Origin of the sequence: Corynebacterium uberis, assembly GCF_020616335.1 — a bacterium.
In the GTDB taxonomy this organism is placed as follows: domain Bacteria; phylum Actinomycetota; class Actinomycetes; order Mycobacteriales; family Mycobacteriaceae; genus Corynebacterium; species Corynebacterium uberis.
On record NZ_CP085051.1, the window covers coordinates 1,693,489 to 1,709,866 of the forward strand.

Sequence of the window (16,378 nt, forward strand, 5' to 3'; positions counted from 1 at the left end):
CAGCCAACTGCAGTGAGGTTGGCCGCGCAAGCCCGGCTACTGGATCACGTACACGATGAAGAACAGGCCGATCCACACGACGTCGACGAAGTGCCAGTAGTAAGACACCACCATCGCCGCGGTCGCCTGGGCGGGCGTGAACTTGGACTTCGCCACACGAAGCAGCACAATCACGAAGGCCAACACGCCCGCTAGGACGTGGGCCGCGTGGAAGCCGGTCGTGATGAAGAAGACGGACGCGAACACGCTGTGCTGGATGGTCACACCCTCCATGATCAGGTTCGCGTACTCGTATCCCTGAAGGACCAAGAACACCGCTCCGAGCAGGATCGTGATCACATACCACTTCCTGAGCCCGTAGACGTCACCCCTTTCTGCTGCGAAGACGCCGAACTGCGAGGTCACGGACGAGGAGACCAGGATGACGGTAATGAGAGTGGCGTACCACACGGTGAGGTGCTCACTCTGCTCCGCCCAGTCGCCTGCCTGACCATTCGCACGCGAGGTGAAATACATCGCGAAGAGTCCAGCGAAGAACATCAATTCCTGCGACAGGAACACAATGGTGCCCACACTGACCATGTTGGGTCGGTTCAGTGCGGGAACACGCTGTGGTGCTGCCGTAGCTGGGTTTGAAATTGCGCTCGTCACGCCTTCAAGTATGAACTGTCAGCAAAACGAAGTCACTTCATAGGCGGTGTGGAGTTCCCGTCCTGAAGTTTCAGCCGGCTGTCAGGTCCTGGCCACCTAGCGCGGAAAACTTTTCTCTGACTTCCGGGAACTTTCCGGTCACGCCAAACGACGAGCATCGCCGCAGGTCAGGGGCCCGCCTTCGACACCGTCCCGCTAATCGAGCCCGGAGCAGTCGCTTGAGGCTCCGTTTGAGGGCTTCCGGAGCCCCCTCCGCAGCAGATTTGAGAGTGATCCTTATCACACTTTAGGACCCGGCCGAGGCCCCCCTCCTCCAACTTTCGGCTAACCCCCGCCGATCAATCTTAGGGTTGAGATTCGCCCTATCCTTCGTCCTAGAGACACACAACTTATTCTTTTTCCAGGTCACCGCAATTTTTTTACCACCCCCAATGCAGCTTCCGCTTTAATGCACAATTACCCCCGGAGAACAAAATCAACAACACCCCGAGCGATTGCTCGGGGTGTTTCGATGGCGCGGTCTTGCCGGACAGGAACTCGGCGTCCGCGCCGTCACGTGCACTACCCTGCCGGTCGCTTATGACCGGCTGAGTACGTGCGTGACTGCTAGTGCTTTTCCTTGGGCAGGCCGTACTGCAGGTTCATCATGGTGCCCGTGTAGATCAGCAGCACGGCACCAACGGCGATGAGGTAGTAGTGCAGGTAGATCACGCCCAGGCCCAGGACCAGGATGGCCATGGACATGGCGAAGGGCCAGATGGAGTTGGGGCTAAAGAAGCCCAGCACGCCGGCCTTATCAGAGACCTCCGCTTCCTCCCAGTCTTCTGGGAGAATATCCGTGCGGCGCTCGGTGAAGTGGAAGTAGCCGCCGAGCATGATCGCCAGGCCAGTGGAGAGGATAAGGCAGACAATGCCCACCCACTCAGCACCGAAGAGGTAACCGTCATCCTGCACGTAGATGGTGGCGAAGATGTAGATCACTGCCATGAGCGCCAGGAAGGCGGTCAGGCCGTACATGATTTTTGCTGATGCTTTCATGTTGTTACTCCTCGCACCTAGCGGTTCTGGTTGTGATCGTGGAAGTTGTCACCGGTGGGGGTGGCCCGATCGGTGTTGAACGGGTGCGTCGACGTGGCGTAGGGAGCCTCACCGATGGAAGCCAGCGCCTCAGAGTTCGGCGCCTTGGGGTTGGCGGAACGGAAGGCCATGTACTGAGCGAACTTCTCCGGCGTGACCACACGCAGCTCGAAGTTCATCATCGCGTGGTAGGTACCGCACATCTCAGCGCAGCGACCAACAAAGGCACCAGTTTCGGTGATCTTCTCGATTTGGAAGGCCCGCTGCTGCTGGTTGGCCTCCGGGTGCGCGTACACGTCGCGCTTGAACAGGAACTCCGGCACCCAGAAGGCGTGCGACACGTCACCGGATGCGAGGCGGAACTCGATGGGAGTCTCGCTCGGCAGCACCAGAACCGGGACCTCTTCGGTGGTACCGAGGGTCTCAATCATGTTGTAGTGCAGGTAGGAGTTGTCCCGTTGGGAGCGCCCGTGAATGGGGTTGTCTCCGGAGGGATCGACCTTGGAGGCCTCGGCCAGAGCCTGGCGCTCCTTATCAACGCCTTCGTACTTCTGTCCGTTGGGCATGAACTGCCCGTCGACCTCTGCGTAGCCGAACTTCCAGTTCCACTGGAAGCCGGTCACGTCGACGGCGACCTTCGGGTCCTTATCCAGCGCGGTGATGCGCTGCTGCGCCTGAACGGTGAAGAAGAAGATGACCATGACGATGACAATCGGCATGGTGGTCAACACCAGCTCGAGCGGAATGTTGTACTGCAGCTGCTTGGGAAACTCGCCCTTGCCCTGCTTTTCTGCACGCTTGGCGCCCCACCGGAAGATCGCCGTGAGGAACAAGCCCCACATGATCAAGCCGATGGTCCAGGCGGCAACCCAGACCCATACCCAGAAATGACCCAGGGCGTGGGCCTCGGGGGTAATACCCTGCGGCCATCCCATACGCAGAAGCCGGTCAACGGCCTCCGGGGGAGCAACGTTGCAGCCGGACAGGGCTGCCCCGGCGGCCACCAGAGCACCGCCCAGGCCTGCTACCCGTCCGAGGCCCTGCTTCTTTCGCTGATCCACGTGTGTCTGCCTTTCCTGTCCACACAAGTGCCTAAAACACTGCGGTTCTTTCCTAAAGAGCACGATAGTCCATGTCAGGGCTGAAACCATCCTGAACCGGTGTGAGGCTTTTGCCAGACTCGCGCAATCAATTCAAGGAAAGTGCAGGCCAGGACGGTAGTGGGGGGTTAATGGCAGCTCCCAGCAGGGACGCATATTGCAGTACTCCACCCCCTTATCAATCGAAAGTTGTCACCCGTTCGGGGAAATACGAAAGGTGTGCGTAGCAATGACCGCCGTTCCAGCCGGGGAATCGTGCACTCCGCTCCCCCACGTGATTACCCTCCGCAGGGCGGGCTGCACCACTGGGGGCACAAGGCCCTAGACTGTCCCAAGGCCAGTGCGCTTCCCCGCGCGACGGGTACGCCCGTCTTGGTCTGGCCGCCGCCCAGCTCACCTTCGGGGCACGTCTCGCCGGCATGCTGGGAGGGCGCGCATCTTTTACGTCTTAATCACTCACACCCAAGGAGAAGAGTCAGCAAATGTGTGGACTGCTTGGCTTCCTGTCTAGTAACGGCACCGCCCGGGATTTCTCCGGAGCCGTGGAACAGGCGTTGGTTTGCCAGCGTCACCGCGGCCCCGATGACTCTGAGTCACTTGCTACCGAGGACATCGTCCTGGGCTTCAATCGGCTGTCCATCGTTGACCTTGAGCATTCTCACCAGCCGCTGCGGTGGGGCCCGGAGGACAACCCGGAGCGCTACCTGCTGACCTTCAACGGTGAGATCTATAACTACATCGAGCTGCGCGAAGAACTCCAGGCGGCCGGCTATACCTTCCGCACGACGGGGGATTCAGAGACCATCGTGGTGGGCTTCCACCACTGGGGCGAGCAGGTTGTTGAGCACCTGCGGGGCATGTTCGCCTTTGGCATCTGGGATACCCAGGACAAGTCGCTGTTTATCGCCCGCGATCAGTTCGGCATCAAGCCACTGTTCGTCGCCTCCACCGACGCAGGCTTTGTCTTCTCCTCTGAGAAGAAGTCGATCCTGGACATGGCTCAGCCGCTGGGTCTGGATCTGGAGCTTTCCCGCCGCGCTATTGAGCACTACATCGACCTGCAGTATGTCCCGGAGCCGGAGACGCTGCACGCAGGCATTGGCAGGCTGGAGTCTGGCTGCACCGCCACGTTGACCCCCGGCGGAAAGTTCCAGCAGAAGCGCTACTTCCGCCCCCAGTTCCGCACCACCCCGGTGCAGCAGGGCAAGGAGCAGGAGCTCTTTGACCGGATTGCGCGCGTCCTGGAAGACAGCGTGGAAAAGCACATGCGTGCCGATGTCACCGTGGGCTCCTTCCTCTCCGGCGGCATCGACTCAACGGCGATCGCCGCGCTGGCCAAGCGCCACAACCCGAAGCTGTTGACCTTTACCACCGGGTTCGAGCGTGAGGGCTATTCGGAAGTTGACGTCGCCGCGGAGTCTGCCGCTGCCATTGGCACGGAGCACATCGTCAAGATCGTCTCTCCCGAGGAGTACGCCGAGGCCGTCCCGCGGATCATGTGGTACCTGGACGATCCGGTGGCGGATCCCTCGTTGGTGCCGCTCTACTTCGTCGCGGCGGAGGCCCGCAAGCACGTCAAGGTGGTGCTTTCTGGCGAGGGGGCAGACGAGCTGTTCGGTGGCTACACGATTTATAAGGAGCCGCTGTCCCTCGCGCCCTTTGAAAAGATCCCGTCTCCCCTGCGCAAGGGCCTGCGCCACTTAGGTGCCCTGCTGCCCGACGGCATGAAGGGCAAGTCCCTGTTGGACCGCGGGACCCAGACCATGGAGGAGCGCTATTACGGAAACGCGCGATCCTTCAACTTCGAGCAGATGTCCCGGGTAGCTCCCTGGGTCCGCCCCGAGTGGGACCACAAGGAGGTCACCGCGCCGATCTATGCGGAATCGACGCACATGGATCCGGTGGCCCGGATGCAGCACCTGGACCTGTTCACGTGGATGCGCGGCGACATCCTGGTCAAGGCGGACAAGATCAACATGGCCAACTCCCTGGAGCTGCGTGTTCCGTTCCTGGACAAGGAAGTCTTTGCAGTAGCGGAGTCCATCCCCCACGATTTCAAGGTCTCGCACGGAACCACCAAGTACGCCCTGCGCAAGGCGCTGGAACAGATCGTTCCAGCGCATGTGCTCCACCGCCGCAAGCTTGGCTTCCCGGTGCCCATGCGGCATTGGCTGGCCGGCGATGAGCTCTACGGGTGGGCGCAGGATCAGATCACCGCGTCGCAGACAGAGGACATCTTTAATAAGTCCGCCGTGTTGGAGATGCTCAAGGAGCACCGTGACGGGGTGTCCGATCACTCGCGGCGCCTGTGGACCGTGCTGGCGTTCATGATTTGGCACGGCATCTTCGTGGAGGATCGCATTCATCCCACGATCGAGCACCGCGATTACCCGGTGGACATTTAGCCGCCGGCCCGCCACCCGCCGCCCCGCCCCGCGTACAACGCGGGGAAAAGGTCACAGGCCCTAGTGACACAACAGACCCCCTGGGAGGTCTCGAGTCCCGCCGGATAGACCGGCAGGTCAGACTCGAACCCTCCAGGGGGTCTGTGCGAACCCTGTTTAGTTAAAGGAGTCGCCGCAGGCGCAGGATCCCGTGGCGTTGGGGTTATCGATGGTAAAGCCCTGCTGCTCGATGGTGTCGGCGAAGTCGATGGTCGCGCCCATCAGGTAGGGAACGGACATCTTGTCCACCACCAGGCGGACACCGCCAAACTCGTCGGTCTTGTCGCCGTCGAGGGTGCGGTCGTCAAAGTAGAGCTGGTAGCGCAAGCCCGCGCAGCCGCCGGGCTGGACTGCGATGCGCAGGGCGAGGTCGTCGCGACCCTCCTGATCGAGGAGCGCCTTGGCTTTGGCGGCGGCGGCGTCGGAAAGCGTGACGCCGGTTGCTGTAGACGGTGCGGTCATGGTCTGGTTTCTCCTAGACAGGTTCGACTGTGACAGTGGTAGCGGAATGACGCGCTGTGCGCTTCCGGGTCCCCGTATCGCCGACCACCCTACCCTTGCAGGCGATGGGGGTGCAGCCGGGGGACTCTATGTGAGTGGTACAACGCGGGAGCCTGCCCGCAGATTCCCTCGCCTTCTAGCGCCCGGCGCGCAGGGCGGCAGTGCGCACTGCACGCGTGTAGCAAGGCTCGCAGGCAATGGTGCACGGTGAGATTGTAGAGTCATATCCGTGAAACTTCCTTGGCGATCCTCCCAGAACTCCTCCGACCCTGCCGCAGAGTCTGCCGGGGCCACCGCCGTATCCGCGTCGGGCGGCTCCACGCGCGGCGGCGACCGCACCAACGGCAACAGCACCGCGGCGGCGGACAAGCCACTACCCAAGGGCTACACCCCGCCCAAGGGTCGGCCCACCCCTACCCGCCGCGAGCAGGAATTAGAGCGCGGCGTCATCCGGGGCGCAGCCATGGCTCCTACGACTCCGGCACAGCAGCGCGAGAAGCGCAAGGAGCTCAAGGCTTCCATGAGCAAGCAGGAGTGGAAGGACTACAAGCGCAAGGAGCGCGAGCGCTCGCGGGAGCGGCAGCGCGAGACGCAGGCGGCCATCGATCGTGGCGATGAGCGCTTCTTGCTTGCCCGGGACCGCGGCGCCGAGCGCGCGTTTGCCCGAGATTGGGTGGATGCGCGGCGCTTCGCACTGAACTGGGTCATGCCCTTCGCGCTGTTTTTGCTGGTGGTCATGGTGCTCAGCAATGTCAGCCCGGCTTTTGCCGGCGCGGTCTCGCTGGCGTCCCTGGTGGTCATCGCGATCTTCTTCGTGGAAGGGGTTACCCTGGGTATTCGGCTTAATCGGGCGACGCGGAAGAAGTTCCCGGACTCCTCCCAGACGGGATTTGGGCTCGGCTTCTACGGCTTTTCTCGGGCCACCCAGCCGCGCAAGTGGCGCTCCCCGCGCGCTCGCGTGAACATCGGCGATCCGGTGAATTAATCCCGGCGCCACTGTCATGATTCAAGGAGGGTCCATGGACGCAGGCGACGTCGCTGAGCTTTTCGGCCCGGTCGAGGCGGTGGATATTCAGTCGCGTAGCGAGGCCGTGCGCCTGCTGAACACCCCCACTTCTCCGGTGAGCCCGCTGCGCCGCGAGCAGCTGGGCAGGCTTGCCGACGTCCTCGGCTTCCTCGCCGCGACCCAGGCCACCGTCTCCCCTTCCCCACTGCGCGACCCCAGAGTCCTGGCCGTCCATGCACCGGCGGGTTACTCCGAGGCTTCAGCCGCAGACGTGGAGGGGGGTGCTGACCCACTGGCCGCCTTCATCGCAGGAAGCGAAGCGACCGTACAGCCGGTCCCCCTCACCGAGGGGCCGGAGCAGACAACCTGGGCCGTTGCAGCCGGGATTGCCGCGGTTGATTCCGCCGTGGACTCGGGGTGCGATCTGATCATTCCCACGGTGTCCCCCCTGTGCGTCGATGAGGCCGACGCCCTCACCCTGTTTGGGGCGTTGACCCGGACGGAGCCTGTAGCCCTGGTGGGCTTCGCGCACAATGATGCAACCCGCTGGCGCGCGGACGTCGCCCGGGTGCGCGACGGTATGTTCCGCGCGCGCGATCTGAGCAGCGAGCCTTTAGAAGCGCTGCTGGCCTGCGCCCCCGCCGCACTCCAATGCCTGGTGGGCATCATCGCGCAGGCGGCGGTGCGCCGCACGCCGGTGATCATCGACGGCCTGGTGGAGGCGGCCGCAGCCTGGTGCGCAGAGGCACTCGCGCAGGGCACCCGCCACTGGTTGCTGGCCGGCGTGCTCACGCCGCAACCGGCGCACAGACTCGTGCTGGCGCGCCTGGGCATCAAGGCCCTTTACGCCATGAATCTGCCGCTGGGGGGTGGCTGCGGGGCGCTGACCACCCTGGGCATGGTGCAGGCCACCGCCCGCCTTGCCGCACCCACCCCCGCGGACGAAGAACCCGCAGACGACGAACCCGCGGATCCCTCCTAGTTTCGCGCTAGTCCTGCTCGGTCGGCGCAGCCGTGGACCCCTGGGCCTGGACCAGCGGGTAGCTCCACCCGTGGACGTCGTCAGCCTCACCGCGCTGGATGGCGGTGAGCGCTTCGCGCAGCTTGAGGGTGACCGGGCCGGGCTTGTTGTCGCCGACGGTGAATTCGCCGTGGGCGGTACGCACGGTGCCCACGGGGGTCAACACGGCGGCGGTGCCGCAGGCCAGTGCCTCCGACATCGTGCCGGTGGTGGCGTCTTGTTCCCATTCCTGCTTGGAGATCTTGCGCTCCTCGGTGTGGTAGCCCAGGTCGCGGGCGACCTGGAGCAGGGAGTCGCGGGTGACTCCGGGCAGCAGGGAGCCGGACAGCTCAGGTGTGACCACCGTGACGCCCTGGGGGGAGTCTTCGGAGCCGTAGATGAACATGAGGTTCATGCCGCCCATTTCCTCGATGTAGGTGTGCTCGCGGGCGTCGAGCCAGACCACCTGGTCACAGCCCTTGTCTGCGGCCTGCGCCTGGGCCAGCAGGGAGGCGGCGTAGTTGCCGGCGAACTTCGCGGCACCCGTGCCACCCGGGGCGGCGCGCACGTAGTCCTCGCACAGCCAGACACTCACCGGGGAGATGCCGCCGGTGAAGTAGGCGCCGGAGGGTGAGGCGATGAGCAGGAACGTGTAGCTATTGGAGGGGTGCACCCCGAGCGTGGCCTCGGTGGCAAACATGAAGGGACGCAGGTAGAGGGACTCTTCCCCACCGGGCGCGGGGACCCAGTCTTGGTCCACGTCCACGAGCACCCGGACGGCCTCTAGGAAGTCTTCGGCGGGCAGCTCTGGCATGGCCATGCGGTGCGCGGAGCGCTGCATGCGGGCGGCGTTTTGCTCCGGTCGGAAGGTGGCAATGGTGCCGTCCGGAAGCCGGTAGGCCTTGATGCCTTCGAAGATCGCCTGCCCGTAGTGCAGCACGCTGGCCGCCGGGGAGAGCTCGATGGTGCCAAAGGGAACCACGCGGGCGTCGTGCCACCCGGACTCCTTATCCCAGTCAATGCGGACCATGTGGTCGGTGAATTGTTGTCCGAAGGCCGGGTTGGCCAGGATGGCCTCCCGCTCGGCGTCGGGGGTGGGGTGGGCGGAACGCTCAATGGTGAACTTAAGTGTTGTCATAGAGATCCAAGGTACACCTGACGAAGAGCCTCTATGCTGGGTTTCCGGCGCTTCCTTGCCATGGAAGCACGTGCAGTCTCTGCGCCGCCGTTATGTGTGGCGCTGAAAGGTGATGGTTTTGTCCCAACATTCAACCGCTCTTTATTCTGACGTTTTAGCAGCCAGTGGTGCTCGCGCCACGGCCACAGTTGCCACGAGCATCCCGCCGGAAACGCAGGTGCTCATCGTGGGTGTCTTCGCCGGCGCTGACGGCCTGGAGCTGCCGATCCCTCCCGCTGGTGGGCTGTCTGAGGCGCAGGTGCGTTGGCTTCTCGACGCCCTGTCTGCCGTCCGCTTCAGCGCGACCCTCGGCGCCACCACGCATGTGGCCATCGGCACTGACCCCGCCCCGGACTACACGGTCCTTGCCGTGGGATTGGGCGACCCCGAGCAGCTCGACGACGAGGCCCTGCGGCGTGCCAGCGGTGCGGCGTTGCGCCAGCTGGGCGAGGTAGACAGCGTAGCTACCGCCCTTGGCCACTACGGGCTAGCACCCGCCATTGAGGGCGCGATCCTGGGTGCCTATGACTACCCCGGGTTGCGCGCCGATAAGCACGCACGCCCGATCCAGGTGTGGGTGCTCGCCTCGGATGATTCCGCAGACACCCAAGAAACGGCAGCGGCTGCGGTCGCTGGGGCTGAGGCCGTGTGCTTTACCCGCGACCTGGTCAACACCCCCTCCAACCTGCTCTATCCGGAAAACTATGCCCAGATCCTGGCCACGGTTGCCCAGCGCGCCGGCGTGGACTGCGAGGTCTTAGGCCCAGACGAGCTGGACAGCCAGGGCTTCGGCGGCGTTGTGGCCGTAGGCCAGGGCTCCGCACACCCGCCCCGGGTGGTGCGCCTGTCCTGGAAGCCGCAGGACGCGCAGGGGTCGACCGTGGCGCTGGTGGGCAAGGGCATCACCTTTGATACCGGCGGAATCTCCCTCAAGCGCGCCGCCAAGATGGAGGACATGATCTCTGACATGGGCGGTTCCGCCGCCGCGGCCGCCACCGTCTTTGCCGCCGCGGCACGCGGGCTCAAGGTTGCTGTGACCGCCACGCTGCCGCTGGCAGAAAACATGCCCTCCGGGTCTGCCACCCGGCCTGGAGATGTGATCACCCACTACGGTGGCACGACCTCTGAGGTGATTAACACCGACGCCGAGGGCCGCCTGGTGCTCGCCGACGCCCTGGCCCGCGCCAGCGAGGATGAGCCGGACTTCCTGCTGGATACGGCCACCCTGACCGGCGCCCAGATCGTCGCGCTGGGCGACCGCACCGCCGGGGTGATGGGAACTGAGCGGCTGCGCGACGAGGTCGCCCGCTTGGGCCGCGAGGTGGGAGAAAACGCGTGGGCGATGCCGCTGGTAGAGGAGCACCTGACCACGGTGGTATCCCCGATCGCGGACATCCGCAACTCGCCGAATTCCCGGTCCGGCGGCATGCTCTATGCCGGCACCTACTTGTCTAAGTTCGTCGCCGAGGGCATCGAGTGGGCGCACGTGGACATCGCTGGCCCCTCCTGGAATGAGGGATCGGCCTATGGGTACACCCCGAAGCGCGCCTCCGGGGTGCCGGTGCGCACCTTCCTGGCCTTCCTGGAAAAGGTCGCCGCAGGCGAGTTCACCGCCGAGGACTAGGCCGGGGGCTCATCAGGCAGCTCGCCGCGTTCAAATTGGGCGCGGCGGCGCTGGTGTTTTTCCCGGTTTCGCAGCAACCGCTCGCGCTCGATACGGTTGCGCATCCGCTGGGGGTAGCCGGTCTCTTCGACGTCATAGACGGGGCAGGCGATGAGCTTGGCTACCGCGTCGATGCCTTTAGGCCCGCCGATGGGTCGCCGGGTGAACTCCCCCGCGGCGTCGACAAGCACAACAGACATCTCATTGACAAAGGTCTCCGGCTCCACATACGCCTCCAAGCCGTGGCGTCCTGCGGCCCACCGGGTCAGAGCCCGTGCGTCCTCATCGCGCAGGGTCTGCCCCGGGGCTCGGGGCGGGCGGGGGCCCTGCTTTTTGCTGCGGCGGCGAAACAATGAGAACACGGCATACCATCGTAGTGGCCTACACCCTGATCGGACACTAGCCGCATACTGGGCTTGAAGCTTTGGGGTGTGCTTGAGCCCACCAATCTCACCCCCACCAGGTACGGTTAGGGTACTAGCTTCCACCAACCGACTTTTCGAGGAGTCTGACACAATGGCGTTCTCTGTAGAGATGCCCGAACTGGGCGAATCCGTCACCGAAGGCACGATTACCCAGTGGCTGAAATCCGTCGGAGATACCGTCTCAGCAGACGAACCACTCCTGGAGGTATCTACCGACAAGGTAGATACTGAGGTTCCCTCGCCAGCTAGCGGTGTGCTCTTGGAAATCAAGGCGCAGGAAGATGACACCGTCGACGTCGGCGAAGTCATTGCCATCATCGGTGAGGAGGGCGAGGCCCCCGCCGAGGACAAGGCCGAAGACACGCCGGACAAGGCCGACAGTAAGCAGGAGGCGCCCGCCGAGTCACAGGAGGATTCCGAGCCTGCTGCCTCGCACAAGGAGGAAGCAGCGGAGTCGAACAGCAACGCGCAGGCCACCGATGTGGCCATGCCGGAGCTGGGCGAGTCTGTCACCGAAGGCACCATTACCCAGTGGCTGAAGTCCGTCGGCGATACCGTCGCCGCAGATGAACCCCTCCTGGAAGTCTCCACCGACAAGGTGGACACCGAAGTCCCCTCCCCGGTGGCCGGAACCCTGCTAGAGATCCTCGCCCAGGAAGATGACACCGTCGACGTCGGCGAGGTCATCGCCCGCATCGGCGACAAGTCCGCAGCCACGGGCGGCTCCGACAAGCCGGACACCACTCCGGCCGACGAGCCCAAGGAAGAACCCAAGGAAGAGCCGAAGGCCAAGGAAGAGCCCAAGGAGGCTGCCCCTGAAGAGTCCCAGGCCAGCAGCGAGCCCGCCGGAGAGGCCACCGATGTGGCCATGCCGGAGCTGGGCGAGTCTGTCACCGAAGGCACCATTACCCAGTGGCTGAAGTCCGTCGGCGATACCGTCGCCGCAGACGAACCCCTCCTGGAAGTCTCCACCGACAAGGTGGACACCGAAGTCCCCTCCCCGGTGGCCGGAACCCTGCTAGAGATCCTCGCCCAGGAAGATGACACCGTCGACGTCGGCGAGGTCATCGCCCGCATCGGCGACAAGTCCGCAGCCACGGGCGGCTCCGACAAGCCGGACACCACCCCGGCCGACGAGCCCAAGGAAGAACCCAAGGAAGAGCCGAAGGCCAAGGAAGAGCCCAAGGAAGAGCCCACCCCGAAGGCCGAGGAAGACCGCGAGGTCCCCTCCGAGGAGGCCACCACGGAGGCGGAGTCCAAGGAGGACAACGCAACGGTCGAGAAAGCGAAGAAGCCGGCTAAGTCCGCGTCGGCGGGCTCCGGTTCCGGCAAGCTGCCCTATGTCACCCCGCTGGTGCGCAAGCTCGCCGAGAAGCACGGCGTGGACCTGACCACGATTGAGGGCACTGGCGTGGGCGGGCGCATCCGCAAGCAGGACGTGCTCGCGGCAGCCGAGGGTGCGGCAACGAAGAAGCAGGAGGGCGCCCCGGCGGCGTCGCACAGCGCGAAGACCTCCGGCCCGTCGACGAAGTCGGTGGACCCGGAGAAGGCGAAGCTGCGCGGCACCACCCAGAAGGCCAACCGGATCCGGCAGATCACCGCCAAGAAGACCGTGGAAGCCCTGCAGACCTCCGCGCAGCTGACCCAGCTGCACGAGGTGGACATGACCCGCGTGGCGGAGCTGCGCAAGGCCAACAAGCCGGCGTTCCAGGACAAGCACGGCGTCAACCTGACCTACCTGCCGTTCTTTGCCAAGGCCGTGGTGGAGGCGCTGGTGTCTCACCCGAATGTCAACGCGTCCTACAACGCGGAGACCAAGGAGATCACCTACCACCCGGGTGTGAACCTGGCGATCGCGGTGGATACCCCCAACGGGTTGCTCACCCCGGTCATCCACGACGCGCAGGACAAGTCCCTGCCGGAGTTGGCCAAGGAGATTGTGGATCTGGCCGACCGCGCCCGCAACAGCAAGCTCAAGCCCAACGATCTTGCCGGCGGCACGTTTACCATCACCAACATTGGTTCCGAGGGTGCGCTGTCTGACACGCCGATCCTCACGCCGCCGCAGGCCGGCATCATGGGCACCGGCGCCATTGTTAAGCGCCCGGTGGTGGTCTCTGATGACGGCATCGACTCCATTGCCATCCGGCAAATGGTCTTCCTGCCGCTGACCTACGATCACCAGCTCGTCGACGGCGCTGACGCTGGTCGTTTCATGACCACGGTCCGCGACCGCCTGGAAAAGGCCGACTTCGAAGGCGACCTCGAGCTCTAGGCCCTGCCCCTGCCGCACACCCCCGCCCCGGGTACTAACGCCCGGTGAGCGGGGGTGTGCCGCATTTCAGCACCCCCGGCCAGGCGGGTTGTCCATATACTTTGAGGCGTCCCATGTCCCCTCGATGAATACACAAGGAGCCCGACGCTTCGATGAAACTGACCACCGTCAGCGACCGTTCTTCCTACATCGCACGCCACATCGGACCCAACCCCGCCGAGCAGGAAACCATGCTCGCCGCCGTGGGGTATGACAGCCTGGAATCGCTTATCGACGCCGCGATGCCCGCCGCCATCCGGGACAGCGACGTCCCGGACCTTGTTGGACTACACGCACCCTTAAGCGAGGACCAGGCCCAGGAGCGTCTCCGGGCACTGGCAGAAAAGAACGTCGTCACCAAGTCCTTCTACGGCCAGGGCTACTACGACACCCTCACCCCGCCGGTCATCCGGCGCGGCCTGTTGGAAGACCCCGCCTGGTACACCGCCTACACCCCCTACCAGCCGGAAATCTCCCAGGGCCGCCTGGAAGCGCTGCTGAACTTCCAGACGATGGTCAGCCAGCTCACCGGCCTGCCGGTAGCCAACGCCTCCCTGCTCGATGAGGCCTCCGCCGTGGCGGAAGCCGTGGGTCTGATGTCCCGGGCCAAGAAGAAGGGCCGCCGCATCCTGCTCGACGCGCGCCTGCACCCGCAGGTGCTGGCCGTGGCCACCGAGCGGGCCCGCACCCTCGAGCTTGAGGTGGAAGTCACCGCGCTAAGTGGGGCGCTGGTGGGCGAAGACTACGTGGGTGTGGTCATCGCCTACCCGGGCACCGAGGGCGACCTCATCGATCCGAGCGACATCATCGCAGACATGCACACCCGCGGCGGCCTGGCCGCCGTGGCCTGTGACCTCCTGGCGCTGCAACTGCTCGCCTCTCCCGGGGACCTGGGGGCAGACATTGCCATCGGCTCCTCCCAGCGCTTTGGCGTGCCCCTGTTCTTCGGCGGCCCGCACGCGGCCTTCATGGCGGTCACGGACAAGATCAAGCGTCAGATGCCAGGCCGGCTGGTGGGCGTGTCTAAGGACGCGGAAGGCTACCCGGCCTACCGGCTGGCACTCCAGACCCGTGAGCAGCACATTCGCCGCGAGCGCGCCACCTCCAACATCTGCACCGCGCAGGCCCTGCTGGCGGAGGTGGCCTCCATGTACGCGGTGTATCACGGGCCGGAAGGGCTGAAGAAGATTGCCTCGCGCGTCCACGGGCTGGCCGCAGACTTTGCCGCCCGGGTCGCCGACGCCCCGGAGGCCACGGTAAACCATGAGGCGTTCTTTGACACCGTCGCGGTGAACACGCACGGCCGGGCGGCCGAGATCGTCGACCAGGCCCACCAGGCGGGCTACCTGCTGCGCCACATCGGGCAGGACACGGTCTGCGTCTCCTTTGGGGAGTCCGCCACGCCTGCTGACGTGCGCGCGCTCGCCGCGATCTTCGGCGCGCCGGACACCGGCGACACTGCCGCCGACGCCGCCGCACCGGCCTCGGCGCTGCCCGCCGAGCTGGTGCGCACCACCCCCACGCTGACCCATGAGATCTTCTCCACCATCCACTCCGAAACCCAGATGATGCGCTACCTGCGCGGCCTGTCGGACAAGGATCTGGCCCTCGACCGCACCATGATTCCGCTGGGTTCCTGCACGATGAAGCTCAACCCCACCGCGGGCATGGAGCCGATCAGCTGGCCCGAGTTTGCCAACATCCACCCCTTCGCCCCCGAGTCAGATACCGCCGGCTGGCGCGAGCTCATCGGCGAGCTGGAAGACTGGCTGGCCCAGCTGACCGGATACGCCAAGGTCAGCGTCCAACCCAACGCCGGATCCATGGGTGAACTGGCCGGGCTGCTGGCCATCCGGCGCTATCACGTCTCCCGCGGCGATCACGGCCGGGACATCTGCCTGATTCCTCAGTCAGCACACGGCACCAACGCCGCATCAGCCGCACTGGCTAACCTGCGAGTAGTGGTGGTTGCCACCGCCCAGGACGGCTCCATTGACCTGGATGATCTGCGCGCCAAGCTCGACGAGCACGGCAACCACATCGCGGCAATCATGATCACCTACCCGTCGACCCACGGCGTTTTCGAGGACACCGTCGCCCAGGTCTGCCACGACGTCCACGCCGTGGGCGGCCAGGTCTACATCGACGGCGCGAACATGAACGCCCTGGCTGGCATCGCGCGGCCCGGCGAGTTCGGCGGCGATGTCAGCCACCTGAATCTGCACAAGACCTTCACCATTCCCCACGGTGGCGGCGGACCCGGCGTGGGCCCCATTGGGGTGGCCGCGCACCTGGTGGACTTCCTGCCCACCGACGCCAACAGCGTCGATCCCGTGGCCCCCGCCGCAACTGACACTGGGGTTCCCGTCGCCGCGTCACGCTACGGATCCGCCGGGGTGCTGCCCATCTCCTGGGCCTACATTGCTATGTCCGGCACCACGGGTCTGGCCGCGGCCACCGCCCACGCCATCCTGGGCGCCAACTACCTGGCCGCACAGCTGCGCGAGGACTTCCCCGTGCTCTACTCCGGTGATGCCGGGCTCGTCGCCCACGAGTGCATCCTGGACCTGCGCGCGCTTACCGACGCCTCCGGGGTCACCGCAGCCGACGTGTGCAAGCGCCTCATCGACTACGGCTTCCACGCCCCGACCCTGGCCTTCCCCGTCGCCGGCACCCTGATGGTTGAGCCCACCGAATCCGAGGATCTGGCGGAGCTCGACCGCTTCATCGCCGCCATGCGCGCCATCCGCCGCGAAATCCAGCAAGTCATCGACGGCAAGGTGGACTGCCAGGACAGCGTGCTCCACCACGCTCCCTTCACCGCGCACAGCGTCTCTGCCACCGAGTGGCCCTACCCCTTCAGTCGTGAGGAGGCCGCCTGGCCGCTGGCGGAGTTGCCCCGCACCAAGTACTTCCCGCCGGTGCGCCGCATCGATGAGGCCTATGGTGACCGCCACTTGGTGTGCTCCTGCCCGCCCCCGGAAGCCTTCGAAGATCCCTCCCTGGCCTAGCACGCCCCA

Annotated in this window: 12 protein-coding genes; 6 read left to right on the forward strand and 6 right to left on the reverse strand. The window is 65.0% G+C overall.

Annotated elements, in window-relative coordinates; translation table 11 throughout:
• Window positions 1-36: 36 nt before the first annotated feature.
• From ctaE to ctaC, 3 genes are all read right to left on the reverse strand, one after another.
• A complete protein-coding gene (ctaE, locus tag LH390_RS07765) occupies window positions 37-651 on the reverse strand; it encodes an aa3-type cytochrome oxidase subunit III (RefSeq protein WP_227281854.1) in 615 nt (204 codons plus the stop codon).
• 606 nt (window positions 652-1,257) lie between these two features.
• A complete protein-coding gene (ctaF, locus tag LH390_RS07770) occupies window positions 1,258-1,689 on the reverse strand; it encodes an aa3-type cytochrome oxidase subunit IV (protein ID WP_227281853.1) in 432 nt (143 codons plus the stop codon).
• A gap of 17 nt (window positions 1,690-1,706) precedes the next feature.
• Window positions 1,707-2,789 carry an aa3-type cytochrome oxidase subunit II gene (gene ctaC, locus LH390_RS07775; RefSeq protein ID WP_227324251.1) on the reverse strand — a complete coding sequence of 361 codons (1,083 nt, stop codon included), beginning with the start codon at window positions 2,787-2,789 and terminating at the stop codon, window positions 1,707-1,709.
• 521 nt (window positions 2,790-3,310) lie between these two features.
• On the opposite strand from ctaC, the gene asnB reads away from it, so the two are divergent.
• The gene (gene asnB, locus LH390_RS07780; RefSeq protein ID WP_227281851.1) at window positions 3,311-5,233 is read left to right on the forward strand and encodes an asparagine synthase (glutamine-hydrolyzing); all 1,923 of its coding nucleotides are present in this window, start codon (window positions 3,311-3,313) and stop codon (window positions 5,231-5,233) included.
• Window positions 5,234-5,389: 156 nt separating this feature from the next.
• Here the strand turns inward: asnB and LH390_RS07785 are convergent, their stop codons facing one another.
• Window positions 5,390-5,734, reverse strand: coding sequence for a HesB/IscA family protein (locus LH390_RS07785; RefSeq protein ID WP_227281850.1), 345 nt, complete (start codon window positions 5,732-5,734; stop codon window positions 5,390-5,392).
• A 268-nt stretch (window positions 5,735-6,002) separates the two neighbouring features.
• Here LH390_RS07785 and LH390_RS07790 point away from each other — a divergent pair, with 268 nt between their 5' ends.
• Together LH390_RS07790 and LH390_RS07795 are read left to right on the forward strand one after the other, a co-directional pair.
• Entirely contained in the window at window positions 6,003-6,758 is a 756-nt protein-coding gene (locus LH390_RS07790) for a DUF3043 domain-containing protein (RefSeq protein ID WP_227281849.1), read from the forward strand.
• Between the two features lie 34 nt (window positions 6,759-6,792).
• Window positions 6,793-7,761 carry a nicotinate-nucleotide--dimethylbenzimidazole phosphoribosyltransferase gene (locus tag LH390_RS07795; RefSeq protein ID WP_227281848.1) on the forward strand — a complete coding sequence of 323 codons (969 nt, stop codon included), beginning with the start codon at window positions 6,793-6,795 and terminating at the stop codon, window positions 7,759-7,761.
• Window positions 7,762-7,768: 7 nt separating this feature from the next.
• Here LH390_RS07795 and LH390_RS07800 read toward each other — a convergent pair whose 3' ends face one another.
• Window positions 7,769-8,917, reverse strand: coding sequence for a branched-chain amino acid aminotransferase (locus tag LH390_RS07800; RefSeq protein ID WP_227281847.1), 1,149 nt, complete (start codon window positions 8,915-8,917; stop codon window positions 7,769-7,771).
• 118 nt (window positions 8,918-9,035) lie between these two features.
• Here LH390_RS07800 and LH390_RS07805 point away from each other — a divergent pair, with 118 nt between their 5' ends.
• Window positions 9,036-10,580, forward strand: a complete 1,545-nt coding sequence (locus LH390_RS07805) for a leucyl aminopeptidase (RefSeq protein WP_274709558.1) — start codon at window positions 9,036-9,038, stop codon at window positions 10,578-10,580.
• On the opposite strand, the gene LH390_RS07810 is transcribed toward LH390_RS07805, so the two are convergent.
• Window positions 10,577-10,981, reverse strand: coding sequence for an oxidoreductase (locus LH390_RS07810; protein WP_227281846.1), 405 nt, complete (start codon window positions 10,979-10,981; stop codon window positions 10,577-10,579). The two genes, LH390_RS07805 and LH390_RS07810, sit on opposite strands and share 4 nt — an antisense overlap.
• A gap of 154 nt (window positions 10,982-11,135) precedes the next feature.
• On the opposite strand from LH390_RS07810, the gene sucB reads away from it, so the two are divergent.
• Window positions 11,136-13,319 carry a 2-oxoglutarate dehydrogenase, E2 component, dihydrolipoamide succinyltransferase gene (sucB, locus tag LH390_RS07815; RefSeq protein WP_227281845.1) on the forward strand — a complete coding sequence of 728 codons (2,184 nt, stop codon included), beginning with the start codon at window positions 11,136-11,138 and terminating at the stop codon, window positions 13,317-13,319.
• Window positions 13,320-13,471: 152 nt separating this feature from the next.
• Window positions 13,472-16,369 (forward strand): aminomethyl-transferring glycine dehydrogenase, encoded by a 2,898-nt coding sequence (gene gcvP / locus LH390_RS07820; RefSeq protein WP_227281844.1) that lies wholly within the window; start codon window positions 13,472-13,474, stop codon window positions 16,367-16,369.
• Window positions 16,370-16,378 lie beyond the last annotated feature (9 nt).